Source organism: Flavobacterium granuli (assembly GCF_031456055.1).
GTDB classification, from domain to species: domain Bacteria; phylum Bacteroidota; class Bacteroidia; order Flavobacteriales; family Flavobacteriaceae; genus Flavobacterium; species Flavobacterium granuli_A.
Genome location: NZ_JAVDTX010000006.1, coordinates 246091 through 272598, shown reverse-complemented (window position 1 = coordinate 272598; position 26508 = coordinate 246091). Strand labels below are relative to the sequence as shown.

At 32.5% G+C, this 26508-nt stretch carries 22 protein-coding genes; 8 read left to right on the top strand and 14 right to left on the bottom strand.

The window, feature by feature from the left end; translation table 11 throughout:
- Nucleotides 1-142 precede the first annotated feature (142 nt).
- From J2W95_RS14155 to J2W95_RS14135, 5 genes are all read left to right on the top strand, one after another.
- Nucleotides 143-1021 (top strand): helix-turn-helix domain-containing protein, encoded by an 879-nt coding sequence (locus J2W95_RS14155; RefSeq protein WP_310008134.1) that lies wholly within the window; start codon nucleotides 143-145, stop codon nucleotides 1019-1021.
- Between the two features lie 190 nt (nucleotides 1022-1211).
- The gene (gene galA / locus J2W95_RS14150) at nucleotides 1212-4085 is read left to right on the top strand and encodes a beta-galactosidase GalA (RefSeq protein ID WP_310008132.1); all 2874 of its coding nucleotides are present in this window, start codon (nucleotides 1212-1214) and stop codon (nucleotides 4083-4085) included.
- A gap of 171 nt (nucleotides 4086-4256) precedes the next feature.
- Nucleotides 4257-5495: a glycoside hydrolase family 27 protein gene (locus J2W95_RS14145; RefSeq protein ID WP_310008130.1), complete on the top strand. Its 1239-nt coding sequence runs from the start codon at nucleotides 4257-4259 to the stop codon at nucleotides 5493-5495.
- 10 nt (nucleotides 5496-5505) lie between these two features.
- A complete protein-coding gene (locus J2W95_RS14140; RefSeq protein ID WP_310008128.1) occupies nucleotides 5506-6471 on the top strand; it encodes a glycoside hydrolase family 5 protein in 966 nt (321 codons plus the stop codon).
- Nucleotides 6472-6577: 106 nt separating this feature from the next.
- Entirely contained in the window at nucleotides 6578-8692 is a 2115-nt protein-coding gene (locus tag J2W95_RS14135; protein ID WP_310008126.1) for an ATP-binding protein, read from the top strand.
- 73 nt (nucleotides 8693-8765) lie between these two features.
- Here J2W95_RS14135 and J2W95_RS14130 read toward each other — a convergent pair whose 3' ends face one another.
- Entirely contained in the window at nucleotides 8766-9215 is a 450-nt protein-coding gene (locus J2W95_RS14130; protein ID WP_310008124.1) for a GNAT family N-acetyltransferase, read from the bottom strand.
- Nucleotides 9216-9603: 388 nt separating this feature from the next.
- Here J2W95_RS14130 and J2W95_RS14125 point away from each other — a divergent pair, with 388 nt between their 5' ends.
- The 3 genes from J2W95_RS14125 to J2W95_RS14115 all read left to right on the top strand — a co-directional run bounded on the left by J2W95_RS14125 (nucleotide 9604) and on the right by J2W95_RS14115 (nucleotide 13446).
- Nucleotides 9604-10971, top strand: a complete 1368-nt coding sequence (locus tag J2W95_RS14125) for an NAD-dependent succinate-semialdehyde dehydrogenase (protein WP_310008122.1) — start codon at nucleotides 9604-9606, stop codon at nucleotides 10969-10971.
- Nucleotides 10972-11525: 554 nt separating this feature from the next.
- Entirely contained in the window at nucleotides 11526-12539 is a 1014-nt protein-coding gene (locus J2W95_RS14120; RefSeq protein ID WP_310008120.1) for an outer membrane beta-barrel protein, read from the top strand.
- Between the two features lie 166 nt (nucleotides 12540-12705).
- The gene (locus J2W95_RS14115) at nucleotides 12706-13446 is read left to right on the top strand and encodes a tyrosine-protein phosphatase (protein WP_310008118.1); all 741 of its coding nucleotides are present in this window, start codon (nucleotides 12706-12708) and stop codon (nucleotides 13444-13446) included.
- Between the two features lie 244 nt (nucleotides 13447-13690).
- Here J2W95_RS14115 and J2W95_RS14110 read toward each other — a convergent pair whose 3' ends face one another.
- The 13 genes from J2W95_RS14110 to J2W95_RS14050 all read right to left on the bottom strand — a co-directional run bounded on the left by J2W95_RS14110 (nucleotide 13691) and on the right by J2W95_RS14050 (nucleotide 26485).
- Nucleotides 13691-16060 carry a GumC family protein gene (locus tag J2W95_RS14110; protein ID WP_310008116.1) on the bottom strand — a complete coding sequence of 790 codons (2370 nt, stop codon included), beginning with the start codon at nucleotides 16058-16060 and terminating at the stop codon, nucleotides 13691-13693.
- Nucleotides 16061-16067: 7 nt separating this feature from the next.
- Nucleotides 16068-16859 carry a polysaccharide biosynthesis/export family protein gene (locus J2W95_RS14105; protein ID WP_310008114.1) on the bottom strand — a complete coding sequence of 264 codons (792 nt, stop codon included), beginning with the start codon at nucleotides 16857-16859 and terminating at the stop codon, nucleotides 16068-16070.
- 47 nt (nucleotides 16860-16906) lie between these two features.
- Nucleotides 16907-18049: a DegT/DnrJ/EryC1/StrS family aminotransferase gene (locus tag J2W95_RS14100; protein WP_310008113.1), complete on the bottom strand. Its 1143-nt coding sequence runs from the start codon at nucleotides 18047-18049 to the stop codon at nucleotides 16907-16909.
- A gap of 1 nt (nucleotide 18050) precedes the next feature.
- Nucleotides 18051-18851: an FkbM family methyltransferase gene (locus J2W95_RS14095; protein WP_310008111.1), complete on the bottom strand. Its 801-nt coding sequence runs from the start codon at nucleotides 18849-18851 to the stop codon at nucleotides 18051-18053.
- A 61-nt stretch (nucleotides 18852-18912) separates the two neighbouring features.
- Nucleotides 18913-19404, bottom strand: a complete 492-nt coding sequence (locus J2W95_RS14090) for an ATP-grasp domain-containing protein (RefSeq protein ID WP_310008109.1) — start codon at nucleotides 19402-19404, stop codon at nucleotides 18913-18915.
- A 313-nt stretch (nucleotides 19405-19717) separates the two neighbouring features.
- Nucleotides 19718-19924: a hypothetical protein gene (locus J2W95_RS14085; RefSeq protein WP_310008107.1), complete on the bottom strand. Its 207-nt coding sequence runs from the start codon at nucleotides 19922-19924 to the stop codon at nucleotides 19718-19720.
- Nucleotides 19925-19927: 3 nt separating this feature from the next.
- Nucleotides 19928-20524 carry a sugar transferase gene (locus tag J2W95_RS14080; RefSeq protein ID WP_310008105.1) on the bottom strand — a complete coding sequence of 199 codons (597 nt, stop codon included), beginning with the start codon at nucleotides 20522-20524 and terminating at the stop codon, nucleotides 19928-19930.
- Nucleotides 20517-21671 (bottom strand): glycosyltransferase family 4 protein, encoded by a 1155-nt coding sequence (locus J2W95_RS14075; RefSeq protein ID WP_310008103.1) that lies wholly within the window; start codon nucleotides 21669-21671, stop codon nucleotides 20517-20519. The genes J2W95_RS14080 and J2W95_RS14075 overlap by 8 nt, the downstream gene beginning before the upstream one ends.
- On the bottom strand, nucleotides 21668-22738 hold the full coding sequence (locus J2W95_RS14070) for a glycosyltransferase (RefSeq protein ID WP_310008101.1): 1071 nt from the start codon (nucleotides 22736-22738) through the stop codon (nucleotides 21668-21670). The genes J2W95_RS14075 and J2W95_RS14070 overlap by 4 nt, the downstream gene beginning before the upstream one ends.
- Nucleotides 22739-23461: a hypothetical protein gene (locus J2W95_RS14065; protein WP_310008099.1), complete on the bottom strand. Its 723-nt coding sequence runs from the start codon at nucleotides 23459-23461 to the stop codon at nucleotides 22739-22741. It abuts the gene before it with no gap.
- 450 nt (nucleotides 23462-23911) lie between these two features.
- Nucleotides 23912-24931, bottom strand: a complete 1020-nt coding sequence (locus J2W95_RS14060) for an ATP-grasp domain-containing protein (protein WP_310008097.1) — start codon at nucleotides 24929-24931, stop codon at nucleotides 23912-23914.
- Between the two features lie 3 nt (nucleotides 24932-24934).
- Nucleotides 24935-25519 carry an acyltransferase gene (locus J2W95_RS14055; protein ID WP_310008094.1) on the bottom strand — a complete coding sequence of 195 codons (585 nt, stop codon included), beginning with the start codon at nucleotides 25517-25519 and terminating at the stop codon, nucleotides 24935-24937.
- Nucleotides 25520-25579: 60 nt separating this feature from the next.
- Nucleotides 25580-26485, bottom strand: a complete 906-nt coding sequence (locus J2W95_RS14050; RefSeq protein ID WP_310008092.1) for a glycosyltransferase family A protein — start codon at nucleotides 26483-26485, stop codon at nucleotides 25580-25582.
- Between the last annotated feature and the right edge of the window lie 23 nt (nucleotides 26486-26508).

Genomic DNA, 26508 nt, shown 5'->3' with positions numbered 1-26508 from the left:
TTAAAATGATTTGTCTTTTTTGAAGCTATTTTTACTTCAAAATACACAAATCCATTTTTCAAAGATATAGTAATACCGTCTTTTGAATTAATATTATTTTATCAATTTTATATCTTATTATTGCAAATAAAAAAAAATAACTATGAACGCTTTTAAAAATTTTCACAGAGAAATTGTTCCTCTTGCTTCACAGGATAGTTTTTTGGTTTTTGATCGTGTTAAAGATGAATTTGATTACCCTGTTCATTATCATCCAGAATTTGAAATCAATTTTATATTGAATGGTAAAGGGATTAAACGTGTGGTAGGGGATAATATAGAAGAGATTGAAGATATAGAGTTGGTGTTGGTTGGTCCTAATTTGTATCATGGTTGGGAACAGCATAAGTGCAAAAACAAAGATATTCACGAAATAACGATTCAGTTTCATCATGATCTTTTTCATGAATTTTTGTTATCAAGGCGAATTATGACACCTATAAAAGAGATGTTTAATCGTTCGGTGCATGGTATTTTATTTTCAAAACAGGTGGCTGAAATGCTCACTCCTAGGTTGATAAAGATATCAAAGTTGGATGGCATGGACTATTTTTTAGAAATAATCTCCATATTATATGACCTTGCAAACTCTCGTAATCAAAGGCTTTTATCAACATTTACCGTTGAAAATGATACTTTTGAAGAGTATGATAAAATGAAGTTAGTCTATGATTATATTCAGAAGAATTTTGCCGAAAAATTATCATTGGAAGAAGTTGCGGGCGTAGCAAATATGACCATTATATCTTTTAACCGTTTCATAAAAAAACGTACTGGGAAGACATTTGTCAGCTATATTAATGACATTCGAATTGGGTATGCAGCTAGATGGTTAGTGGAGAAAGATTTAAGTATATCGGAGGTTGCTTTCAAGTCAGGATTTAATAATATAGCGAATTTTAATAGAAGCTTCAAGGCTTTTAAAAAATGTACGCCTAGTCAATATCGTAATGATTTTTCAGGATTGAAAAGGATTTTATAGAAGAGTTTATTCGTTTGATAAAGAGATTTCTTAACAGTATTTTCAGTTAGCCTTTACTTTTCAGTAGAGTTTTTAATTTTTTTCTTTTGTTGTTTTTTAAGCAGATTTTGAAAAAAAAGTATCACTATCTTTAGCTTCCATTGCTTATCCTTGTAAGTTGAACTGTTGATTACTATTTAAATGTTGTTAAATGAAAAATACCAATACAATACCATATCTGTTACTTTTATTCTTTAGTTTTTGTCTTTCTGTTTTTTCGCAATCGACTTCGAATAATTCTCCAAGAGAACATATTTCGTTAGACAAAGATTGGAAATTTGCTTTTGGCCATCCGTCAGATACTAAAAAGGATTTTAATACAGGAACAGCCTATTTCTCTTATTTAGCAAAAGCTGGTTTTGGTGACGGCGCTGCCAATGCTTCATTTGATGACCGTTCTTGGCGAAAGCTAGATGTTCCTCATGATTGGGCGGTAGAACAAGGTTTCAGCAAGGAAGCTAGTTTTAGCCACGGATTCAAAGCAATTGGACGAAATTTTCCAGATAAAAGCATCGGTTGGTACCGCAAAAAAATAACCATTCCAGAAAGTGATTTAGGACGCCGAATTCATATCGCATTCGATGGTGTTTTTCGTAATTCTATTGTTTGGGTAAACGGACATTATTTAGGAAATCAAGACAGCGGTTATTTGGGCTTTGAATATGATATCACTGATTATATCAATTATGGAGGCGAAAACACAATCGCTGTTCGTGCAGATGCAACAATGGAAGAAGGCTGGTTCTATGAAGGCGCAGGGATTTATCGTCATGTTTGGCTTAATAAAACCAATGAGCTTCATATACCGGATAACGGCACTTTTGTTAAAACAAAAACTAAAGACACTACCAACGAAATTAGTGCGCTAGTCACACTTACAAACGAAGGAAAAGCTCAAAAATCATTCAAAATAAACCAAGCTATTTTGGATGCCACCGGAAAAACTGTTTCCGAAAAAACAATAAATTCCTGCAGTTTAAATCCAAGAGAAACCAAAGATTTTTCAGCAGATTTACCAGTGCAGAATGCGACACTTTGGTCGCTTGAAAACCCCTATTTGTATAAAATGATTACTTCGGTTTATGAAGGAGATAAATTGGTAGATATTTTCCATACTTCTTTCGGGATCCGAACAATCCGTTTTGATGCTAATGAAGGCTTTTTTCTTAACGGAAAAAATGTCAAAATAAAAGGAACAAATAATCATCAGGATCACGCTGGAGTAGGATCTGCCATGCCAGATGCATTACAGGATTTCAGAATTAAAACCTTAAAATCTTTTGGAAGTAATGCCTATCGTTGCTCTCATAATGTGCCGACTCCCGAGTTACTGGAAGCTTGTGACCGTTTAGGAATGCTTGTAATTGACGAGCATCGCATGATGGGAAGCACGCAAGTACAATTAGACGATGTTAAGAAAATGATCGAACGAGATAGAAACCATCCTTCAATCATAAGTTGGAGCATCGGTAACGAAGAGTGGGGAATTGAAAATAATATTGTAGGTGCTAGAATTGCCAGTTCCATGCAGTCTTATGTGAAATCTATCGATGCTTCAAGACCTGCAACTGCCGCTTTTAGCGGTGGGATTGGCAGTAACGGAATCACTACAGTTATGGATCTGTTGGGAATCAATTATATCGTGAATAAAAGCACCGATAAACAGCATGAATTATTCCCGAATCAATCCATTTGGGGAACCGAAGAAGGAAGTACAAATGCTACTCGTGGCGAGTATTATCGCGACAATCAAAAACACATTATGCCGGCCTATGACAAAGCGCCGAGCTCCAGTTTTATTAGCATAGAAAAAGGCTGGAAACATTATAATTCCCGCCCGTATCTGTCAGGAATGTTCATTTGGACAGGATTTGATTATCGCGGTGAGCCAACTCCTTTCGAATATCCTTCTACAGGTTCTTATTTTGGAATGGTGGATCAATGCGGATTTTATAAAGACACCGCTTGGTACTTGAAAGCATGGTGGCAAAACGAACCTTCTTTGCATCTTTTGCCTCACTGGAACTGGGAAGGAAAGGAAAATCAAAGTATCGAAGTTTGGGCGTACAGTAATTGTGATGAAGTAGAGCTTTTTTTAAACAAGAAAAGTTTAGGCAAAAAAACAATGGAGAAAGACGGACATCTGGAATGGAATGTCAATTATACTCCCGGAACGCTTGAGGCAATCGGGTACAAAAACGGAAAAAAAATCATAACCGATGTTGTGAAAACGACAGGAGTGGCCACCGTTTTAAATTTGGCATCTGATAAAAATAGTATAGAGGCTTCCAAAAATGATATCGCAATGATTACTGTCAGCGCCAAGGATAAATCGGGACTTTCTGTGCCAATTGCAGATAATGAAGTAACCTTTTCAATCACAGGCCCAGGAAAAATTATCGGTGTTGGAAACGGAAATCCAACTTCACTTGAAGCCGATAAATATTTGGAAACAAACACCGTTTTGAATATTGAAAATCTAAAAGAAAAAATAGTAGCCGATTTCAATGTTTCTAAAGAAACTCAAGAAAATGTTGCAACCGAATCTTGGCAAAAAGCTTTCACAGACGATCGTGATACTATTTTTGGCAAAAAAGTAAAAGCCATTGTTTATAGAACCGAGTTCGAATTGCCTGCGAATTATAACGAAACAACAATCAGCTTGTTCTACAATAGTCTTGGGAAAAACCAATCCATTTTTATCAACGGGCACAAAATCAGCAATGAAATTCCCGAAAACAAAAAAGGAGACACCTTTGTATTGGATAAAAAAATACTGCATTCAGGAAAAAACACCATCGCAATTATCGCCCAACCACTATTGAAAAAGCAAAAATGGGATGTGGTAAATCAAAACCCGGGAACGATTCAAATTATTACCAAAGCCGAAAATTATAAACGAAAATTATTTAATGGCTTGGCTCAGGTTATCGTTCAAACTACCGGCGAAGCGGGCGAAATTACTTTGACTGCAACCAGCAACGGACTTAAAAAAGCCGAAATAAAAATAAATGCAGTAAAATAATGATGGCGTGACCCTCCATAAAAAATTCTGGGTCGGGCTGTACGTTCCCGCTTCCCGATGAAAAATCGGAAGAGCTCCACTACCATCCCTCACGCAAAAAGTGCAGAACAAGATCTTTAACTTTTAAAAAAAAAATATCTAAAGCAACCAATTCGCAAAAAAAATAAAAAAATGAAAAAAATACTTCTCACTGTGCTTTTAGCCAGTATAGCAATTCAAGGTTTCTCGCAAGGAAATGTTTATAAACAAGGCTCAGGAAAATTCGAAGGTCTTGCGATGACGCCCCCAATGGGTTGGAATTCTTGGAATACTTTCGAAACCAACATTGACGAAAAGCTAGTAAAAGAAACCGCCGATCTTATGGTCTCAACCGGAATGGCAGCTGCAGGCTATAACTATATTGTACTCGACGATGGCTGGATGACAAAAGAACGCGATGCCAATGGCGATTTAGTTCCAGATCCTGTTAAATTCCCTAGCGGAATGAAATCCTTAATAGACTATGTACACTCCAAAGGATTAAAATTTGGTTTGTACAATTGTGCAGGAACTAAAACCTGTGCTGGTTATCCTGGAACGAGAGGATACGAGTATCAAGATGCACGTTTCTATGCTAAATTAGGCATCGATTTCTTGAAATACGATTGGTGTAACACTGCAGGAATCAACGCGCCAGAAGCCTATGCCACGATGAGCAACGCACTAAAAACAGCAGGAAAACCTATCGTTTTTAGTCTTTGCGAATGGGGTGACACTCAAGTGTGGAATTGGGGAAAACCTATTGGGAATCTTTGGAGAATCTCGGGAGATATTTACCCTTGTTTTGATTGCGAGTTTTATCACAAAGAAGGAAATTGGTCGTCATGGGGAGTAATGAAAATTGCAGAAATGCGCAAAGACATTCGTAAGTTTTCTGGTCCTGACCATTGGAATGATTTTGATATGATGGAAGTAGGTAACGGAATGACCATAGCCGAAGATAGAACCCATTTCGCAATGTGGTGTATGTTGGCATCACCATTAATAGCTGGAAATGATTTTAGAAAAATGTCTAAAGAAACATTGGCGATTCTAACTAATAAAGAATTAATTACCGTAAATCAGGATAAATTGGGAATCCAAGGATTCAAGCTTTCTGCCGAAGACGGACTGGAAGTTTGGGTAAAACCCCTATCCGATGGAAATTGGGCAATCACCTTTTTGAACAGATCTGACGCTCCTAAAAAAATCAATTTCGATTGGAAAAAAAATCCAATCAAAGATGCTGATTTTGGCTTTGAAGCCGATTTTAATAAAACAAACTTCAAAATCAAAGATCTTTGGAAAAATAAAGAAGCAGGCACGACCAAAAAGAATTTCACTGCTGATATCGCTTCCCATGATGTAATTACATTAAGATTGATTCCTTAATTCAAAAGAGATGAATTTCAAATTAAAGATTATCTTATTTCTGCTTGCGTTGAGCTGTGGCTTGGTAAACGCACAATTCGTTAAAAAGCATGGACAGCTTAGTGTAAAAGGAACTCAATTGGTAGACAAAAAACAAAATCCAATTGTTTTAAGAGGGGTAAGCTTTGGCTGGCATAGTATGTGGCCCAGGTTTTATAATGAAAAAGCAGTTAGTTGGTTAGCCAAAGATTTTAAATGTAATGTTGTTCGAGCGGCAATGGGTATCGAAGCAGGAGAGCATTCTTATATGAAGGAACCTCAATTCTCTAAAGAAAGGATAGAAGCGGTGGTGAATGGTGCTATCCAATCCGATATTTATGTAATCATCGATTGGCATAGCCATAATATCAATTTGAAAGAAGCCAAGGAATATTTCGATGAAATTTCCAAGAAATATGGGAAATATCCAAATGTAATCTACGAGGTTTTTAATGAGCCAGATCATGAAACTTGGCCAGAAGTAAAAGCCTATTCCGAAGAAATAATCAAGGTGATTCGGGCAAATGACCCAGACAATATTATTTTGGTGGGAAGTCCCAGATGGGATCAGGATGTTCATTTGCCTGCGGCAGATCCTATAAAAGGCTTTGAGAATTTAATGTATACCATGCATTTTTATGCTGCAACTCATCAAAAAGCGCTTAGGGACAGGACTGATGAAGCAATCAAAAAAGGCTTGCCAATTTTTGTCTCAGAATCGGCTGGGATGGAAGCTACAGGAGACGGGCCAATGGACTATGTGGCTTGGCAGGAATATATAGATTGGATGGAAACGAAAAAAATAAGTTGGATTACTTGGTCAGTTTCAGATAAAAAAGAGACTTGTTCGATGTTGTTGAAAACAGCAAATTCAGAGGGGAATTGGAAGGAAGAAGATCTTAATGAATCGGGTTTGAAAACTCGAGAATATTTAAGGAAATACAATGGTAAGAATTAATTCTTAAATTTAGGATCCAACACTTTGACGTGTTGGATTTTTTTTGTGTTGTAAAATAAAACAGTATATTGCATAACTATTTTTTTATATAATTCCTTGTAGCAAAATGAAGTTAACATTAAAATTGACAACCTATTCTAAATTGGTATTGTTAATCATAGGTATTTGCTCGCTTTTTTTAATGCTTTTCCTTTCTCTTTATTTATATACTGTCCAACAGGAGGATGATGTTTTTAAAACAAATTCTAATCAGTATAAAAGTGAAATAAGTCGGTTGTTTGACTTTAATTCAAAAATGCAAATTGTTACCATAAACGACCTTACATATTGGGATGCTTTGGTCAATTTTGCAAAGTCAAGAGATATGGCTTGGTATGATAGCCATATAGCAAACGAATTTCCAACCTACGAAGTCGACTACATAGGTGTTTATAATCTTGAAAAGGTAAACATCGCAAAATCATCTAATGCTTATTTTAAATCAAATAACTTTATTCCAATTCGGGCAATGATGCACTTGTACAAAAGCAAGTTTTCTAGGTTTTATTTGCGAGTTCCAGAAGGGGTTATTGAGGTTTTTGGAGGAACTATTCATGCTACAAATGATCCGAAAAAGGTTAAAACGAATCCTTCAGGCTATTTTTTTACGGCTCGTTTGTTAGATAAACAATATTTTAAAAATTTAGAAGAAATTTGTAGTTCCAAAATTCAATTTTTGGATAAAGTAGGTAAGGATACCATTGGAAACAAAAAAGTATCTTCTGTAATAAAGTTGCGGGATGCTGATAATAGGGTTGTAGCCAAATTGCTTTTTCAAAGACCTTCACATCTCAATTTTGAAAAAACGAAAGAGCTACTATTAATCATTGTAATTGCAACTTTAATCAGTCTTATCGCTGCTATTTATTATTCAAGAAAATGGGTTTATAGACCGTTGCGTTTGATTACTACTATCTTGGAAAGTGACCGTGAAATTTCCATTAGTCTGTTAAAAAGAGAACCAGGTGAGTTTGGTTATATAGGGAATTTGTTTGAAGACCATAGAAGGAACAGGTTTCAACTGGAAAAGTCAAAAGAAAAGGCCGAAGAAAGTGATAAACTCAAATCAACTTTCTTAGCCAATTTATCACATGAAATCAGAACGCCAATGAATGCCATTATTGGTTTTTCGGACTTATTGATGGATGATAAATTAGATGAGGAATTCAAAAAAAAATATCTTAAAATCATAAACACCAGCGGAAAAAGCTTGGTGTCTATTATTGAAGATTTGATTGAGATGTCCAAAATTGACGCCAAACAAATTGCGCCCAAATTTAAAGGATTGAATATAGAAAAATGTTTAAACGAATTATACAATACCTTAAAAGTCACAATACCAGATGATAAAAATATAAAGTTTTATCAGTTGGAAAATAGCGCTAAACTGCCAAATGACGTTTTGACTGACGAAATTAAATTGAAACAAATCATCGTTAATTTATTGACCAATGCCATAAAATTTACTGATAGTGGTCATGTTGCATTTGGGTATAACATTTGTCCAAATAATGATTTTTTAGAATTTAGAGTTGAAGATACTGGTATTGGAATTAGTGAAAAAGACTTAAAAGTTATATTTGACCGCTTTAGAAGAGTCGAAGATGATTATTCTATTTCTCTAAGTGGTTTAGGATTGGGATTGTCAATTTCCAAAGCCTATGTAGAAATGCTCGGTGGAGAAATTACTGTGGAATCGGTTTTTGGAGGTGGATCCGTTTTTAAATTTACTATTCCATTACGCTATGATGAAACGGCTCATGAGGAAAATGATACCTTACCGGAAATAGCTTATAATGAATCTGAAGGGAAAACCATTTTAGTGGCTGAAGATGATAATATTAATTTTCTGTTGTTAAAAACCATTTTGGAAAAGAAAAATCATATTGTTTTGAGGGCTAAAAATGGTCAGGAAGTTGTTGATATCAGCGCATCCGAGTCTAATATTGATTTGATTTTCATGGATATAAAAATGCCAGTTCTGGACGGTTATGAAGCTTTTGAAATAATTAAAAAAGACAATCCAGATCGAATTGTAATTGCGCAAACGGCACATTCTTCTTCCGAAGTGAAAGAAAGTATCATGAAGGCCGGCTTTTCAGGTTATATAACTAAGCCTCTTGATAAAGAAAAAATATTCGAATTAATTAATCAAGTATTTCAAAATAACTCCATTACTTAATTTGATTTTATTCAAAAATAAATAAAGAGGATTTCGTATTGAAATTCTCTTTTTGTTTTATGCTAATTTGTGATTACTTGACTGCAAGGTCATAACTATAAAGGAAATCTTCCCTTACAAAGCCCATTTTATGATACAATCCTTGAGCTACAGTGTTATTTTTTGCAGTTCTTAATCGGATGTCCTGAGCTCCTAATTCTTTTGCGAATTCAACAGTTTGTTGAATTAATTTTTCGCCAATTCCTTTTTTTCGGGCAGATGAGTCTACAAATATATCATTTAGAATTAAAATTCTATTGAGTGCTAATGAAGAAAAAGTCACATAAATTAGCACAAAACCTATGAGTTTATCTTTATTCGTTTCATCGGAAGCGACAAAAATGGTAGCCTCATTGTTTTCTAATCGTTCCTTTAAATATGCATAATGTTTTTCGTAATTAGATGGATTTTTATAGAAAACAGCATATTGATCAAAGAGATTTGTCAATTGATCTAAGTCTTGAGTAGTAGCTTTTCGTATCATAATGTGTTGGCTTTTAGTGGTTGGAAAATTAAATTTACAAAAAAAAACTTTACTTTTAAGATATTGAGGTTTAGTTTCCAATCTCTCTTTGTGAATTTTCTTTTTAGATCGCTTATTTTAAATAAAAGCCATTTGAATTGATAATTTCTCAGAGATAAAAAAAGATATTTTGATTGGCTGAGATCTGAAGCAGAAGAAATGAACTGAATTATTGGAGATGAAGCAGAATAATTATTTTTGGTGTAAATGATTAGCTAAATTTGGACGTACTAATTAGAGTAAAATATAGGTTTTGGGAGGTATTTTTGATGCTAAACCAAAAGGTATTTGAAAATTTACAAAATCGAGCTGTTTAATTTAGAGTTGGCAGAATTATAAAGTATCCAAAATGAATAATACAAATAAAATATTTAAATCTATAAATCCTTTTACACAATCTGTTATTGCGGAGCATGAAGTTTTGACTAATGGCCAATTGGATCAAAAACTTCAATTATCAGAATTGGCTTTTAGGAACTGGCGTAGAACCACTTTTCAGGAAAGAGCTGATAAAATGAAGAGATTGGCAGATATCTTGAGAGTTAACAAAGAAGAATTAGGATTGCTTATTACCAATGAAATGGGGAAAATTCTTCCTGAAGCAATTGCTGAGGTTGAAAAATCGGCTGGGAACTGTGATTACTATGCTGAAAATGCAGAGAAGATGCTTAAAGATCAATATTACGAGACAACTTTCAAGAGCATGTCTGTTTACGATCCAATGGGCTCTGTTTTTGCCATTATGCCATGGAATTATCCTTTTTGGCAAGTGTTGCGTTATGCAGCACCGGCAATTATGGCGGGGAATGTTAGTCTTTTAAAACATGCTCCAAATGTTGTTGGTTGTGCCAAAGCTATAGAAAATATGTTTTTGGAAGCTGGTTTTCCAGAAGGTGTTTTTCAGCAAATCAATATTGATATTCTACAAGTAGAAAATGTGATTGCTTCTGATATTGTTTCTGGGATTACTTTAACAGGAAGTGAAATGGCGGGTTCTTCGGTTGCTGCTTTGGCTGGAAAATATATCAAAAAGTCAGTACTGGAGTTAGGTGGCTCTGATGCTTTTATTGTTTTGAATGATGCCGATTTGGAAAAAGCGACTACTGTGGCTACGAAATCCAGAATGCTAAATGCAGGTCAGGCTTGTATTTGTGCAAAGCGGTTTATCATTACCGAAAAAGTAGCTGATGAGTTTGTTTCACTTTTTGCTAATAAGATAGTTGCTTTGCAGCAAGGGAACCCATTGCAATTCGGAATTGATATGGGGCCTTTGGCGAGAATTGATTTGGCAGAGAAGTTAAGTTATCAGTTGGAGAATTCTTTAAAGCAAGGAGCTAGGATGGTAGTTGGAGGAGAGTATGATCAGTGTAATTTTCAGCCCACACTGATTGATTTTGTTGATGTAAACAATATTGCTTTTCAAGATGAAACTTTCGGTCCGTTGGCTACTATTATTAGGGCTAAGGATGAAAATGACGCCATTGCAATAGCTAATAATCATAGATATGGATTGGCTTCGGGCATTTGGACTGAAGATAGAGAACGAGGATATGCTTTGGCTAGAAGAATTGAAGCAGGCAATGTTTTTGTAAATTCTTTGGTTCGCTCCGATTCTAGGATTCCTTTTGGAGGAATTAAAAAATCGGGGTATGGAAGAGAATTATCTGAGATAGGAATCAAAGAATTTATGAATATGAAGTCGGTTGTTATTGAATGATTTTTTATAAAATATTAGATGGATTCGTAAACCATTTTGTATTTATAAAAGGGATATCTGTATTGAAATGAAACTTTTGAAAATGCTTTTATTTTTCGATTTTCAAAACCTTAAACTCGAACTAATTATAGTGTGCGAGTTTAAGGTTTTTTTATTTTATAGAATTTAAATCGATATCTAATTTTGTAATAAATTTTTATTTTTAGTTTAAATAAATATTTTTTAGCCCCCTATTTTTTATGGGGGTATTTTTTTTAAAGCTGTGTAAATTAGTTTGAAACTATGTTTTTTTAACTTTATAATTTGAAACTAAGCTAAAATTTGGTAGTATTTTATAAAAAAGTCGATTATTGAATTTTTATTATATTTTAAAAAAAATAAGAAATACATATTATTTTTAGTTGATTTTCGGATATTGATAATTCTTTTTAGAAAGTTTTGAAAAAATTTTTCTGTTAACGAAAAGTTAATAATTTGGCTCCAAGAAAAAGAAAAAATAACCAAATTCGATTCAATTACCTTAATTGAATTATTAACTAAAAAACAGATTAAATATGAAAAAAGTAATTACTATTTTAGTGTTAGCCTTGACAACAAGTATTGCATTTGCCCAAGATGCACCAGAAACTACTCCATTACAAATTTCAGGTTCGGGAGACTTGTATTATAAGTATGATTTTGCCAAAACAGAAAACATTAAAACAAGTTTTGGAACAGACCAGAATTCGGTTTCTTTAGGGATGCTGGATATTGCTTTGAAGAAAACAATTAAAAAAGTGTCTTTTGTTGGTGAAATATCTTTTGGTCCAAGAGGGCAATATCAATCAATCCCAAATGGTGATGGACTTGATGAAAATTCATTCCATATTCAAAATTTATATGCGTCTTACGCAGTTACGGATAAATTAAGCTTTACTGCCGGTTATATGGGAACTTATATTGGATATGAAGTAATTTCTCCAGTTGGTAATTTCTCTTATTCAACTTCATATTTGTTTACCAATGGGCCATTCCAAAATGCGGGAGTTAAAGCCAATTATAAAATAACGGATAAATTTGGAGCAATGTTTGGTCTGTTTAATGACTCTTGGAATAAATACAAAGCTGATCCAGCAAAAGGATTGAATGCTGTTGGAGGTCAATTGTCTTTTGTGTCAGGAGGAACTAGTGCTTACCTTAATTTTATGGACGGTTCAGTAAGCGGTACAATTTTCGATTTAACAGCGACATTCCAACTTACAGAAAAATTCAAATTAGGTTTGAATGGAGCTGATTTTTCAAACGAAGGTGATGTAGGTTACTCAGGAGTTGCAATATATCCATCTTATGCATTTAATGATGCTTTTGCTTTGGGAGCACGTGCGGAATATTTTAATTACAAAGAAGGATCTGGAGATACAAGTGTAACAGCTTTTACTTTATCCGGTAATTATAAAATAAGCGGGTTGACTATTATTCCAGAGTTTAGAATTGATACTAATTCAGATGATGTTATGTTTGTTAATTCAGATTTAGCTCCAACAAATTCAGCTTCTCAAGTACTTTTAGCTGTAGTTTACGGATTCTAGTCGGAAGTAAATTATCATTTGAGTTTAGATTTATTTAAATATAAAAACATATTTTTTTTTTGCTGTCAAAATCCTTAGTGGTTTTGGCAGCTTTTTTTGTTTAGGGCAGACTAGTTATGGTTTGTTTAATTTTCACTTCCTTTGTCGTTCATTTTAAATAAGCCAATTGTTTTTATTTTTTAAAAATAGACCAGTACTAAAAGATTTGATTCCATCGAATCATGTGGATATTCATTCTCATTTATTACCTGGTATTGATGATGGAGCTCGTACTTTTGAGCAAACATTTGAGTTAATTCAAGCGCTTCAAGGTTTTGGAATTTCACAGTTTGTTACTACTCCTCATATTATGCATCAAGTTTGGGACAATACTAAAGAAAGTATTCAAGTACTTAAAGATCAAACAATATTGGAGCTGGAAAAAAATGGTATAAAAATTCCTTTTCGTGCGGCCTCTGAGTATTTGATGGATAATCAATTTGTAAAGCTTTTCCAAACAGGAGAGCTGTTGACTTTGAAGGATAATTATGTATTGGTTGAGATGTCTTATATGAACCCACCGATGCAATTGTATAATATACTTTTTGACTTGCAGGTTGCGGGTTATATTCCTGTTTTAGCTCATCCAGAACGATACATTTTTTATCATAATAATTTTGATGAATATGCAAAATTGAAACGAGTAGGTTGTTTGTTTCAGCTGAATTTGTTGGCAGTTGTTGGATATTATGGGGAATCAATCGCGAAGATAGCCGAACAATTACTGCGAAAAGGAATGTATGATTTTGTGGGTTCGGATGTTCATCATAGCAAGCATATTGCTTCTTTTGAGGAAAAAGTAAAACTGAAGGAAGTATCGGCACTTAAAGAAGTGATGTTGAATAACCAGTTTTTTAGAATAGAGTAGGGTTTAGATTTTTTGATATTATTAATTTAAAAAGCAAAATATCTTTTTAAACATGAAGATGTTGATTTGCGAGTGAGGGATAAAAGTAAGCTACCAAAGTAGCACGGATAGCCCGACAGCAATAAAAAAAAGAGGCAACTAACACGTATGGAGAGTTGGCCTCTTTTTTTTATTGGTGGCACACCCAAAAGAACTTAGGAGTGTTGAAGGAGTAAATGATTTTTATTGGATTTTTGATTCTTGTTTATTTAGGCCATAATTTTTTGTACCATGGTCTTTTTTTTGATTTTATGCCGTAACCGTAGCCGTAGCCATAGCCTTTTGTTGAATCAGTATCGTTGAGTAGTAAGCACATATTTGGCAATTTTTTCTCAATATATAAGTCATTAGCAATGTGCAACATTCTTTTTTCAAGGAAATTGGCTCGAATGACAAAAAGGAAGCAATCGGCATGTTTGGCGATTAAAAGTGTATCGGTTACGAGGCTTATAGGAGCAGTGTCAACGATGATGTAGTCGTATTGGGCTTTGATGGTTTTGAAAAGTGTGTCGACTTTTTGGCTCAATAATAATTCGGCTGGATTGGGCGGAATTAAGCCCGCAGGTAAAATGTAAAAATCTTCGTAACCTTTTTGTTTGATGATTAAATCCTCTAAAGGGATGTCTTTATTTGAAAGATAATTGGTGAGTCCTTGGTCTGGCAACGGAATGTAATCGTCTAGTTTTGGATTTCTAATATCCATTCCTATAAGCAATACTTTTTTACCAGATAAAGCAAAAGTTGCTGCTAGATTTACCGATACAAATGTTTTGCCTTCCTTCGAAAAAGTAGAGGTAAGGAATAAGGTTTTGGCTTGATTTTCGGGAACTTTGCTTAGCATGAATTCCAAATTGGTTCTGATGATTCGTAAGGCTTCGGCTGAGCTGGTTCTACTTTCTGATTTAATTATTTGGGTATTAGCATCAGATGTTGGAATATCTCCAAGGTATGGGATTGTAGTTTTCCCTTCTAAATCGAGACGGCTTTTTATTTTGGTATCCAATAGATCTTTGAGATATATAATTCCAAAAGGAACTAAAATCCCAATTAAAAAAGCGACCAAATAGATGATTTTTTTCTTTGGAGCAACTGGGATATGCGAAGCTTTTGCTGCATCTATTACTCTTGCATTTGGCTCAGTAGCGGATAACGAAATTGCAGTTTCTTCTCTTTTTTGAAGTAAATATAAATAGAGTTCTTCTTTTATTTTTTGTTGACGGGCAATGATTTTAAATTGACGTTCTTGAACTGGAATTTTTTCAATTTTGGCATCCATAATTCCTTTATGGCTGTCTAAATCTCTTTTTTGGATGATTAAACTTGATTTTAAACGATCTAGACTCGAAACAAGATTTTGTTTCAAAGATGCAATTTGCTGATCCATTTTCAAAACAGTTGGATTGGTGGCTGTTGCCGATTTTAAGATTCTATTGCGATCTAAAACCAATTCGTTATACATGTTGATTATGCTAGCTGCATCTTCTTCTCCAACGATAAGATTGGTGGGAAGTAAATCGGTATTGTTACTTTTTTTGATGTAGTCAAGCATGGAGTTAACTACATTAAGTTGGATTTCTGTTTCTACTGATTTTTTGTCATAAGTGTTTGATCCTTCAATAAAAAGTTGTGCTTCTGAATCGATATCGGTTAAGTTGTTAGTTTTTTTAAAACTTTCAACATCCTGTTCGACACCGTCCAATTCTCTTGTGATTAAGGATAGTCTTTCAGCTATGAATTTCGAAGTGTTTTCAGAGATTTGGTTTTTATCAGTAATGGCATCTTGGTTGTAAATTTGAATTAAATTATCCAAGAAAATTTCGGCTTTTTGATAGACAGGATCAACCAATGATAATTCAACGACACTACTTGTTTTACTGAGCGGATTTATATTGAGTTGATTTCTAAAACCATCCACAACTTCATCCATAGAATTTACTTGTATTGTAATTTCCCGATTAGTTACTTTAAATAATTTGTGTGAATTTTTAGTTATAATCAGATTCCAATTTTTGGTTGTTATAAGTTCTCCATATTGAAATTCATCTTTGGTTAAGGAACTATTTTTGGATGTTTCACTTTCAGGTTGGTCTTCAAGTTGAAAAGTTGTTGGCGAAATTTCAATAAAACGAAGTGTTGTATTGGTCTCATAAAATTCTAGTGACTTTGGGATAAAATGAATGTTTATGGGTTTTTCTTTAAACATTTCAGAATAAATAATTTTCCCTTTAATGAATATCGAAATATTTAAAGTGAGTTTTTTTACTGTGTTTTCGATTAAAGTTCTTGATTTTAAAATTTCAATTTCGTTATCGAGATTGTTTTTTAAACCACTTTCAATTCCCATATCTGAAAATGCCGAAAGCTCAGACAACATCCCTCCCTTTTTTTCATCTTTTACTAAAATTACGGCAGTAGCTTTGAATTGAGGTGTTGTATAGCGCAAGTAAATAAAGGCAATGATAAAACTTATAAGGGTTCCTACTAAAAACCATCTCCAATGAACTAAATAGTGATCTATAAAGTTTCGTAATTGAAATTCTCTATTCTGATTTTCATTTGAAGGATTTCTTTCCATAGAAGAATTATTTAGACGTCGTTACGATTAAAGTTATTAATGTAATCAACAATGACGTTATTGAGATAATGACTCCTGTGTTTGGTCCCACTGCCGATCCGTTAATCTTATTTTTATTGGGTTCTACATAAACAACGTCGTTTTGTGATAAATAATAAAAGGGAGAATTCATAAAATCGGCTTTTGTAATATCTACTCTGTTGTAGGTTTTGATACCATCTATTTCTCGTATAATTAATATGTTATCTCGCTTGCCATAAATGGTCAGATCTTTTGCCATTGATAATGCTTCGATTAGGGTTACACGTTCCGATGTAATAGTATATGAACCGGGTAGCGTTACTTCGCCCTGTATCGAAATTTTAAAATTCATAATCCGAAGGTTTATAATAGGATTCTTGATATAAACCGAAATTTTATCTTGCAAAAGTTGTATGACTTGAGATCTAGCCATTCCACCAACTTTTAAACGCCCTAAAATTGGGAAATCAATAAATCCATTGGAATCGACTAAATACAATTGGGTGGTTTGTGCACCAGCAACATCCTGTTTGTTTGGGTTTACAGTTGTGTAAGTCTTTAAATTAAAAGGAGCTGCAATTTCAGAATCTTCTGCAGAAACAATAATCATTAACAAATCATCAGGTTGTATTTTTATTTCATATGAATTGGTTTTTTCTTGTAAAGGAGCTTTATCGATATCTTGGTAATAAACTATATCTTTTCGGGAAGCACATGAAAAAAAGAATAGGGTTAGTAATAATAAAGATATTCTTTTAAATGATAAAGCTGAATCCATATGTTGGTCTATTTTTTAGAAGTCAATATTTAATAATTCAAATCCAATTAACTCAATAATTTGAGTAAAACAGCACTTATTCGATCTCTATCCAAATCAGTTAAATTTGAACCTGAAGGCAAACTCAGTCCGTTTTTAAACAGTGCTTCTGCAATATTATTTCCATAGAAAGGATAGTTTTCATAGAGTGGTTGCAAATGCATGGGTTTCCATAAAGGTCTGCATTCTATATTGGAATCCATTAATGTCAATCGAATGGTTTCACGATTGATACCATTTTTGGTTTTTTCTGGATTAATAAGTATAGAAGTCAACCAATAATTAGCAAAGTAGTCTGGGTTTGTTGTAGAATAAACAGTGATTCCAGGAATATTTTCGAAAAGGGATACATAAAAATCATGCATGGATCTTCTCAAGGCAATATGTTCATCCAATACTTTCATCTGTCCACGACCAATACCTGCGCAAATATTGCTCATTTGATAATTGTAACCTATTTCACTGTGTTGATAATGAGGAGCTTCATCCTTTGATTGTGAGGCCAAAAACTGTGCTTTTTCCTTTAATTGATGATTTGATGTAACAATTGCTCCTCCACCAGAAGTGGTAATTATTTTGTTGCCATTGAATGAAAAAACGCTGATATCTCCAAAAGTACCGCATTTTTCCCCCTTGTAGCTGCTGCCCAAAGTCTCGGCACTATCTTCAAGAATGGGGATGTTGTATTTGTTGGCAACAGCTCTTACTTCATCAATTTTATATGGTACACCGTATAAATGAACTGTGATGATTACTTTTGGTATTTGTCCTTTGTATATACAGTCTATAATGGCACTTTCTAAAGCAATGGGACAAAGATTCCAAGTTTCGAGTTCGCTATCAATAAATACCGGTGTTGCTCCTTGATAAAGAATAGGATTTGCTGATGCTGAAAAGGTCATTGATTGACAAATAACAACGTCACCAGTTTTTACCCCCAAGAGAATTAAACCCAAATGAATAGCTGCAGTTGCAGAGCTTAAAGCCGTCACAAATAAACCATGTGAAAGATATTTTTCTAAATCATGCTCAAATTCGGTTATGTTTGCTCCCAATGGTGCAATCCAGTTGGTATCAAAGGCTTCGTGTATGTAATTCAGCTCAGTGCCACCCATATGTGGGGAGGATAGCCATATTTTTTGGTTGTTCATTTTAATTGTAATATTGGAAGAATATATTCGGGGTTTTTTTATTTAGATAATCATTATAGTCAATAATTTCTTCTAATTTGTCGTTGAAGATAGTATATTCATAGTTTTTGAAAAAAGTTAAAATATTTTCAGCTTCATTTTGTATTTCTACCATTAATTTTGGTCGATGTTTGGCAATAGTATTTTTAAATCCCTGTAATACGTTCCATTCATATCCTTCAACATCAATTTTTACAAAATCTGGTAAACGAGAAGCTTTTTCATAATAACTGTCTAAAGTAATTACTTTTGCTTGAGTTACAATCATCTCCGAAGAAGTTTCGGCAGATAATTTTCGACTGGATAAAAAGCCATCAAAGTTTTTAATGAACGAATTATTTTGGCCAGATATAGGATCGATATAGAAATCAAAAGTTCCATTAATATCTCCAGCTCCAGCATTTTCAACAGTTATGATTTGTCCGGTTTTTTGGGGTAAGTAACCAATGTTTTTTTTTAAATAAAATAAATTAAGTTCACTAGGCTCAAAAACATCAATTTTTCCTGTTTCTCCAACTAAAATGGAATATAAAGTTGTAAAATAACCAATATGTCCACCAATTTCCAAAACGTAGTCCCCCTTTTCAATCCATTTTTGAAAAATTCGGATTGTATTTTCTTCTCTCTTTTTTCCAAAGTACCAATAACCTTTATGATGGTATGTGTTTATTAGAAATTCTTTATTTGTAAAGTGATGGGTAATAGTTGTATTTATAGCCGTTGCTTTGAGTATTTTTAGAAATAGTATCCTAATTTGGTTCATTTTTTTGTTAATAGAGGTATTAGTTTAAATTCTAAAACAAACAATATTGTATCTATTGATGTTAAAGTAATTTCTTGTCAATTGTTATTTTTTCAGATTTATTACCGTTAAATTTTATTTGGTTATCAGGTTTGAAATCACGAATCAAAATTTCATCGTCATAGCGAAGCATCACTAGGTTTTCTTCCCAATCTTCATGATACAGTATTTCGGTTTTTCCAAGTATATATTCCTGTATAATCCATTTAGGAAAGTTACCTCCAGCAAGATAACTTAATGGGAAACCACCACTAAATCTAGGGTTGACTTCAATGCCAAAAATTAGTTCTGATTGATTATTGACAAACAATTGTAAAGATATGCATCCTCTTAATCCTGAAATGTGCTTAAACTTTGAGGCAATTATATCTATAAACCATGTTCTTCTCGTTATGGCCTTATTGACTTCACCGTCACGTACTTCCAATCTCTCTCTTGGAATGAGACATTTTAGATTATTTGTTTTGTCAAAATACATATTGATGGTATACTCTGTAAAATTGGAATGCTCCAAATATTCGAAAAATGATAAGCAGTCAATTCTGATTCTTTTTTTACTATATAATTATCAATACTCCGACTACCATCAATTGGTTTTATATAAATCGGTAAAGTGAAATTATTTTTATCATATTCTTTGGCATAATTAATTTCAAGTTTTTTAAAAAATATATTAGTAAGTCTTTTGTTTATTAATGTTTTAATGTTGTCATAATCAGAGATAAGGATTTCAATATTGTGTTTTTTAAATAAGTCGATATTTTGGGATAAAATCAGTAATTCGGTATCAATTGTAGGTATGATAAGTTTTATGTTATTCTCAATTGTTATTTGGAGCAATTCTGAATATAATTATAATGGGTAACAGGAGGAACTTTGAAGTAACCATCAGAAACCCTACAAGCAGCAGATTTTTCAGGTGAGAAATCTGTGGTGTATACTTTTGAATCCGAAAAAATAAGTTTTAGTTCTGTTTTAAACGAGCGAACAAGGGAGACTCTTTTTCCTGCACAAGTGATTAAGATGTTACTCATAGGTTAATTTTTACCGTTAAACGATTCTGTACTTGTTTGGTTGGCTTTCAGTGGTTTAAAAACTTTTTTTAGAGTTAAAAATACAATTTTTAAATCCAAAAAAAAGCTTTTATGTTCAATATACCATAAATCATATTCAAATTTTGATTGCCAAGAAGTGATATTTTCTTTATTGACTTGTGCCCATCCAGTGATGCCAGGTTTCACTTCGTGACGTCGTTTTTGGGTTTCATTATATAAAGGTAAATATTCTGATAATAGGGGCCTTGGCCCTACAAGACTCATGTCACCACGGATTACGTTGATGAGTTGAGGGATTTCGTCCACTGATATTCTTCTGGCAAAATTGCCTAATTTTGTCATTCTTTTGGAATCTGGGAGTAAACTACCATTAGCATCTGTTCTATTAGTCATAGTTTTGAATTTAATGATATGAAATATTTTGCCATTTTTCCCAGGTCTTTTTTGGATAAAAAAGGGTTCGCCTTCATTGGCAATAAATAGTACAATTGTAATAATTACAAATAGAGGTGCAAGTAACACTAGGCTTATGCTTGCTAGAATTACATCAATTACTCTTTTTAAAAATGGATTATACATGATTTTCCAGTTTTTGATATTCTTCTAAAAGTGCTTGCCAAAGTACAATTTGTTCAAATCGAGAAACAACCATTGATCTTGCATTTTGTTGTAAATGGTTTCTAAGAGGAGTGTCTGAGATTATTTTTTTCATTGCTGTAAAAAGAGCAGCAGAATCTTTAGGAGGAATTAAAATTCCATTTTTGGAATCTTCAATTATTTCATTGCAGCCATTAATATTTGTCACAATGCTGGGTAATCCCATGGCTCCCGCTTCCAAAATGGCATTTGGAAAACCTTCACGATAACTCGGAAAAACCAAAACATTTGAAACTGCATAATAGGGCCGAACATCTTTTTGAAATGGAACAAAAATTACTTGCTTATTATTTTCCATTTCAGATAATGTATCCTTATGGAGTGGGTCTAATTCTGATTCGAAAAAACCAACTAATAAAAGTTTGATGTGATTAAATTCTATTGCAATTTTATGGAAAGCTACTAGCAACTCATTTATTCCTTTATCGCCTGTCAATCGGCCAACATATACAAAAACAAAATCGTCATTGTGTATTCCTAATGATTTTTTTAAATGAAGTACAGCTTCATTCGATATTTTTTTTGAATTAAAAAACTCGGTGTCAATTCCATTGGTACTGCCGTTTGCGATGATTTTTATTTTTTTTAGTTTGCAAAAGCCTTCTTGGAGAATTATGTTTTTTAAGCCTTTGGAATTAGGGTAAATTTTGGTAGCACAAGAGTATGTAATTTTCTCTACAAGATTCAATAGTTTTCGTTTGGGTCCATTGATTTCCAAGAGAGGCAAGCCTGCAACGGTATGTAAACGGTGTGGAATACCTGCCATTTTTGAAGCAATCATTCCAATGGTTCCTGCTTTTGGAGTATGTGTATGTACTATTAATGGTTGCTCTTTTTTGAGATAGCGATACAATTGCCACAACGCTTTTAAGTCTTGCCAAGGCGTTATTTTTCGGGTCATTTCTACTGCATAAACGGGAATGTTTTGTGATTTTCCCACCCTTTCTAAGTTTTCTTTATCCGATGAAACTGCTGTAACTTCATAATAATCCTTCATGAAAAGCAACTGTTTGTCTAGTAGTTTTTCAAGAGAGATAGGAACTGTAGTGATGCGGGTGAGCTTTTTCATTGTTGGAGTTCAGCTTCTATAGTTTCTATAAAATTTTCTATGGATCTTTCTTGTAGAAAGGATTGAAAGAGAATTTGATTTTTAGAAAAATTGTCATTCAATGATTTTAATATTGCATTACTTAAGTTTTTAGAGTTTGTTGTTTTTACAAGTAGGACTCCAGGAATCTGTTCTATTTCTGCAGCACATTTTGTAGAAACAACATGGTTGTTTTGTGACATCATTTGCAGTAAAACATTAGGAAAACCTTCTATTCGAGATGAAACCACACAAACTTTGGCGGTTTTAAAATAGGGGTATACATTTTGGACACGCCCTTTTAAAATCACCTTTCCTTCTAAATGGAGTTTTTTTATTTGAAATTCTAATTTTTTTCTTTCGTAACCTTCTCCCAAAATAATCAATTGATGTGTTGGATGGGTTAGGAGTATTTCTTTAAAAGCGTTAATTAAAATATCAAAGCCTTTTTCGTAGATTAATCTTCCTGCACTTATTATAAAAGGGAAATTTGTTTTTAAAATTTCGACAGTTTTTAATGGAGCTAAATCAATCGGGTTGGCAATAATTTTTATATTTAAGTTTTGATCAATCCAAGGTAAATGTGAGACCAAATCTTGTCTCATTTGTTGTGTTTGACAAATCAATAGGTCAAGACTGGGGTAACCCCATCGATACATTTTTCTATATAAAAAAAGTTTAAATCCTTTGAATCGTTCAAATATCCGAGTAGATTCTCTCCCTATAAAATATTTTTTTTGAAGGAGTCCCAAACGAATAAAAATACCAAGGGCACCTGTAGTAAAAACGTGGGAGCTAAATATGTAATCGTATTTTTTTTTTTTAACTAAAAGATTTAAAGCATATAGCAAAGTTCCAAAATATTCTGATCCTGTATTTTGATATTTTATTCGGATAAATTTATTGTTAGTTATCCATTCCTCATTTGTTTTATGTTTTAAAAACTGTACTTCTACTAATGCATCCGAATAATGCTGCGCAATCATTTTTAAGATTTGTTCAGCACCACCTAGAGTGTCATTGGGTAAAACGAGTAATATTTTTTTCATTTATAGGATATTAAATGAAGGATTGTTTTCTTCTTGTGTGTTTTTTAATTGGTAAAAATTTAATGTTATAAAGGAATAAAAGATGCTATAGATAATTTGGTTAAAAGAAATATTGGACATTAAAACAGGTATTATAATCAAAAAGCACATAAGATTGGTACTCCATTTGAATGCAAAAATAAATTGCAATGCGAGAAATATTACGAGTATTACAATGCCTAATTCAAAAAGACCTCCCAATATTACACTTGATGCTGTGATTTTTTCAGAAATTGTTCCTATACCCAAACCAGTATAAAAAAAATCATTTTGAATAAAATAATAGTAGCCGCCTTCAAATCGAGCTTCTGCAGAGGAATCATCTTTTAAATTAAATAAGCGGTCTTGTATAGGTCCTAAAAAAACTGCGGATTTAAAGTATAGTAGCACCAATAATCCGAAAAACAGAAAAAATAGATTTTTTATTTTCTTTAAATCATAAGATGTTATGAAAAAATAGAAGGCTACAAAGTAACCTACCATTAGAATTCCAGTCATTGAAAATGATAAGAGCATTGATATAATTCCTAATAGCATTGACCAATCAATTTCCTTAGTAAGTAATAGTTTCATGGAAATCAATATGTATATATAGACCGAATAGGAACCAGGTTCTGAAAAAAGTCCAGAAGCTCTTATTGAGTTACTGTAATCTTTCAATTTTGTAGCACCTGTTCGTTGCATTTCACCAGTAATATTATATAAAAAATCAATTTTAGTAGTAAATAGTGAAAACGAAAAATATTGGATGAAGAAGAAAGCAAGATGTATTATTAATATAATTTTTAATATTTCATCGAGGCTTTCTTTGTCAAATTGAAGAAACGCTTTTCGGAAATAAATGACACTAAATGGAAATATAAGCCACCCTAAGGTTCTTGGAAAATAATATAAATGAGGAGGCAAGTATTCTTCATTTATAAAACTTATTATTATAGAAATGGTTATTAGAAATAGAAATAGAAAAATAAAGTTTGCCTCTAGTTGGGTTAGTTTTGATTTTTCTATGATTGTAAAAATCAATAAAAAAGCTAAGAGAGGAAAAGGAGCAAGATTTATTTGTCTAAAATAAATAGCTTGAAATGTTGAAAATAAAACACAAAAAAACAAGACAATTGATTTAGAATCCATGATCTAATTATTTAGCAGATTTTCAATCATAAAATTCTGTGGATTGAAAGAACCTTTTATAAATGAAAGATCTTTTTTCCAATATCCCTCGCATGCATCATAGATAGTTACAGTATATCCAAATGAAATCTCTATTATTTTAGGTGTTTTGTTGTCATATATAAAATCGAATGCTATTGTTTGTGTTTTTAATTTTTGACTAGTTTCAAATGCAATTTCTATCAATTTAATGTCGATGTTTGAGCTATAATAATCAATTATTCCACTACCTGAAGCTCTAAAATCATTTTTCCTATTATGACGAATTATACCAAAAGCAATTTCTCCAATTACGATTATCCTGGTGTCAAATGCGTTTTCAGTCAGGAATTTTTGAAAATAAACATAACCTTTTTCTTGATTTGAAATAAGTTGTTCTCTTTTGTTTTTAAATATGTAATTGATTGTTTTTTTAAATAATTGTAATGGATTTTTTATTTTTTTTGCAACTCTTAATTTTTGCTCATAATTTTCAAATGTGTTTGGAATTGATTTTTTTCCAGTATTAAACATCTGAATAATATATTTTCTTGCTTCTTTTCTATCTTTTAGTAACTCAACATTTGAAGCCCCAGCACCTCTTTTAAGTTTTGCAACAATCGGAAAGTTTATCTTTTTAATATGATTTTTAGCTGTTTTGATATCATAAAAGACAACACTTTCTACAAAAGGAGCTCCAATACTTTCTAATAAATATTTTTGAGCAATTTTATCATCAAAATGCCAACGAGTATTAAAATTTGGGAATGTTTTTATATTCATATTGTCTGCAGCATTCAAAATTGAAGAGAAAATCATTAATTCGTTTACACTTGAATGATTAACATGCCAAAGTAAATGAGTTATTTTATTACTTTCTAGTTGTGATATTATGTCAGTATCTAAACAATTTACCAAAACATAAAATATATTGTTTTCTTTACAGTATATGATCCATCGATCCGAAAAGCTGCCTTGTCTATGATGTATTGCAATTTTAATCATTTGCTAATATTGTTTTATCAATTGTGCTGGATTGCCTCCATAAATTGATTTACTAGGAATGTTTCCTTTTACAACACTTCCTGCAGTAATAATTGCCCCGTTTCCTATTCTAGTTCCGCCGAGTATAATGCAGTTTGCACCAATCCACACATTATCTTCAATATGAATTGTATTTCCTTGATCCTTTGTGTGAATTCGATAAGTAGGATTATCAAAACTCAAAAGATGTCCATTGGAATCAAAAATCTGTGTGTTTGCAGCTATTAAACAATTGTTTCCTATATGTATTTGGTTTGAAGCATGAATACAGGTTCCATGAATTCTACAATTTGAGCCAATGGTAATTGTTGATAATGGTAAGTCTGCATAGAGTTTGCAACTCGAATGCATATTGATATGATAACCAAAATTGGAAGAATTAATGATAGTGTTTTTGCCTATTCTTATATGTGCTTTTTTGTTTTTGATTAAATGAGGAATCCCTTTGAATAATACGCCTTTATCTGTTGAAATCGAATAAAAAGTAATAATGTACCTTGTTATGATTTTGTTTTTTATTAAATAAATTAAATGTTTAAATCTTGACATTGTTTAAATAAAAAATTAGCTTTGAAATTATTTGATTATTACTAAAAATCGAGTACGCAATTATTTATTGATTTTAATTTTAAAATTATCTATTAAAAAAGCAAGATAACCAGCTGGAAATAAAAAATAATCAAAGGCTCTTTGCATTTGGTGTTTTTTTTGACCTGAGTGGAATGAAAATCGTACATAGTTTATATAGTTTCTGGTATAACCCATTAATGTTTTTCTAGGGGAATAATGCATGATATATTTTTCATAAACCAAATAACAGCCATAAGCATTTTCCAATCTGTATTTTTGAATTGAATTAGTTATTCCATCTGCTAGATATTCAGAATGCTTGAAGATCGTATTCGAATATTTGAATTGATATTTAGTGCTAATTCCGTAAAAAATATAACTCTCTGGTATAAAATGAGTGTTATCGTTGTCAGGGAATTTAAATTCCTTTAAAACAGTAGACAGAATACAAGGGAATTTATCTCCTTTTATTTTATGAATAAATCTCATTTCTATCGGATCTGAGTATTGAATATCTGAAGGGAATAAATCTCCAATTATTTCGTTAGTCTTTGAGTTTAAGTTTAAGTTTTGGCCAATAATTCCAGCTATGTTTTTAAGATCAATTGTTTCCCAAATTTCACAAATGTTAGTTAAACAATCGTTGTCTAAGTAATCGTCCGAATCACAATTAATGAAAAAATATCCTTTAGCTTCATTTATGGCTATATTCAGTGCTGTAAATTTGCCTCCATTTTCCTTTTTGATATATTTTATATTCAATAAACTCTTTTTTATAAAATCAGATATGAAATTGTCTGTTCCGTCATTAGAACCATCATCTACTACTATAACTTCAAATTTATTAATGTCGAAATTTATTTTTTCTAAATGGTTGAGATTTCTTTCTAAAAGCTCTTTTCTATTATATGTTGGTATCGAAATTGTGAAAAGCAGTTTCTCCATTTGCAAAAAAAAATATAAGTTAT

Excerpts from the sequence above, each read along its gene's own strand:
- J2W95_RS14155 (WP_310008134.1), top strand. The coding sequence starts at position 143 with ATGAACGCTTTTAAAAATTTTCACAGAGAAATTGTTCCTCTTGCTTCA.
- galA (WP_310008132.1), top strand. The coding sequence starts at position 1,212 with ATGAAAAATACCAATACAATACCATATCTGTTACTTTTATTCTTTAGT.
- J2W95_RS14145 (WP_310008130.1), top strand. The coding sequence starts at position 4,257 with ATGAAAAAAATACTTCTCACTGTGCTTTTAGCCAGTATAGCAATTCAA.
- J2W95_RS14140 (WP_310008128.1), top strand. The coding sequence starts at position 5,506 with ATGAATTTCAAATTAAAGATTATCTTATTTCTGCTTGCGTTGAGCTGT.
- J2W95_RS14135 (WP_310008126.1), top strand. The coding sequence starts at position 6,578 with ATGAAGTTAACATTAAAATTGACAACCTATTCTAAATTGGTATTGTTA.
- J2W95_RS14130 (WP_310008124.1), bottom strand. The coding sequence starts at position 9,215 with ATGATACGAAAAGCTACTACTCAAGACTTAGATCAATTGACAAATCTC.
- J2W95_RS14125 (WP_310008122.1), top strand. The coding sequence starts at position 9,604 with ATGAATAATACAAATAAAATATTTAAATCTATAAATCCTTTTACACAA.
- J2W95_RS14120 (WP_310008120.1), top strand. The coding sequence starts at position 11,526 with ATGAAAAAAGTAATTACTATTTTAGTGTTAGCCTTGACAACAAGTATT.
- J2W95_RS14110 (WP_310008116.1), bottom strand. The coding sequence starts at position 16,060 with ATGGAAAGAAATCCTTCAAATGAAAATCAGAATAGAGAATTTCAATTA.
- J2W95_RS14105 (WP_310008114.1), bottom strand. The coding sequence starts at position 16,859 with ATGGATTCAGCTTTATCATTTAAAAGAATATCTTTATTATTACTAACC.
- J2W95_RS14100 (WP_310008113.1), bottom strand. The coding sequence starts at position 18,049 with ATGAACAACCAAAAAATATGGCTATCCTCCCCACATATGGGTGGCACT.
- J2W95_RS14095 (WP_310008111.1), bottom strand. The coding sequence starts at position 18,851 with ATGAACCAAATTAGGATACTATTTCTAAAAATACTCAAAGCAACGGCT.
- J2W95_RS14085 (WP_310008107.1), bottom strand. The coding sequence starts at position 19,924 with ATGAGTAACATCTTAATCACTTGTGCAGGAAAAAGAGTCTCCCTTGTT.
- J2W95_RS14080 (WP_310008105.1), bottom strand. The coding sequence starts at position 20,524 with ATGTATAATCCATTTTTAAAAAGAGTAATTGATGTAATTCTAGCAAGC.
- J2W95_RS14075 (WP_310008103.1), bottom strand. The coding sequence starts at position 21,671 with ATGAAAAAGCTCACCCGCATCACTACAGTTCCTATCTCTCTTGAAAAA.
- J2W95_RS14070 (WP_310008101.1), bottom strand. The coding sequence starts at position 22,738 with ATGAAAAAAATATTACTCGTTTTACCCAATGACACTCTAGGTGGTGCT.
- J2W95_RS14065 (WP_310008099.1), bottom strand. The coding sequence starts at position 23,461 with ATGCAACGAACAGGTGCTACAAAATTGAAAGATTACAGTAACTCAATA.
- J2W95_RS14060 (WP_310008097.1), bottom strand. The coding sequence starts at position 24,931 with ATGATTAAAATTGCAATACATCATAGACAAGGCAGCTTTTCGGATCGA.
- J2W95_RS14055 (WP_310008094.1), bottom strand. The coding sequence starts at position 25,519 with ATGTCAAGATTTAAACATTTAATTTATTTAATAAAAAACAAAATCATA.
- J2W95_RS14050 (WP_310008092.1), bottom strand. The coding sequence starts at position 26,485 with ATGGAGAAACTGCTTTTCACAATTTCGATACCAACATATAATAGAAAA.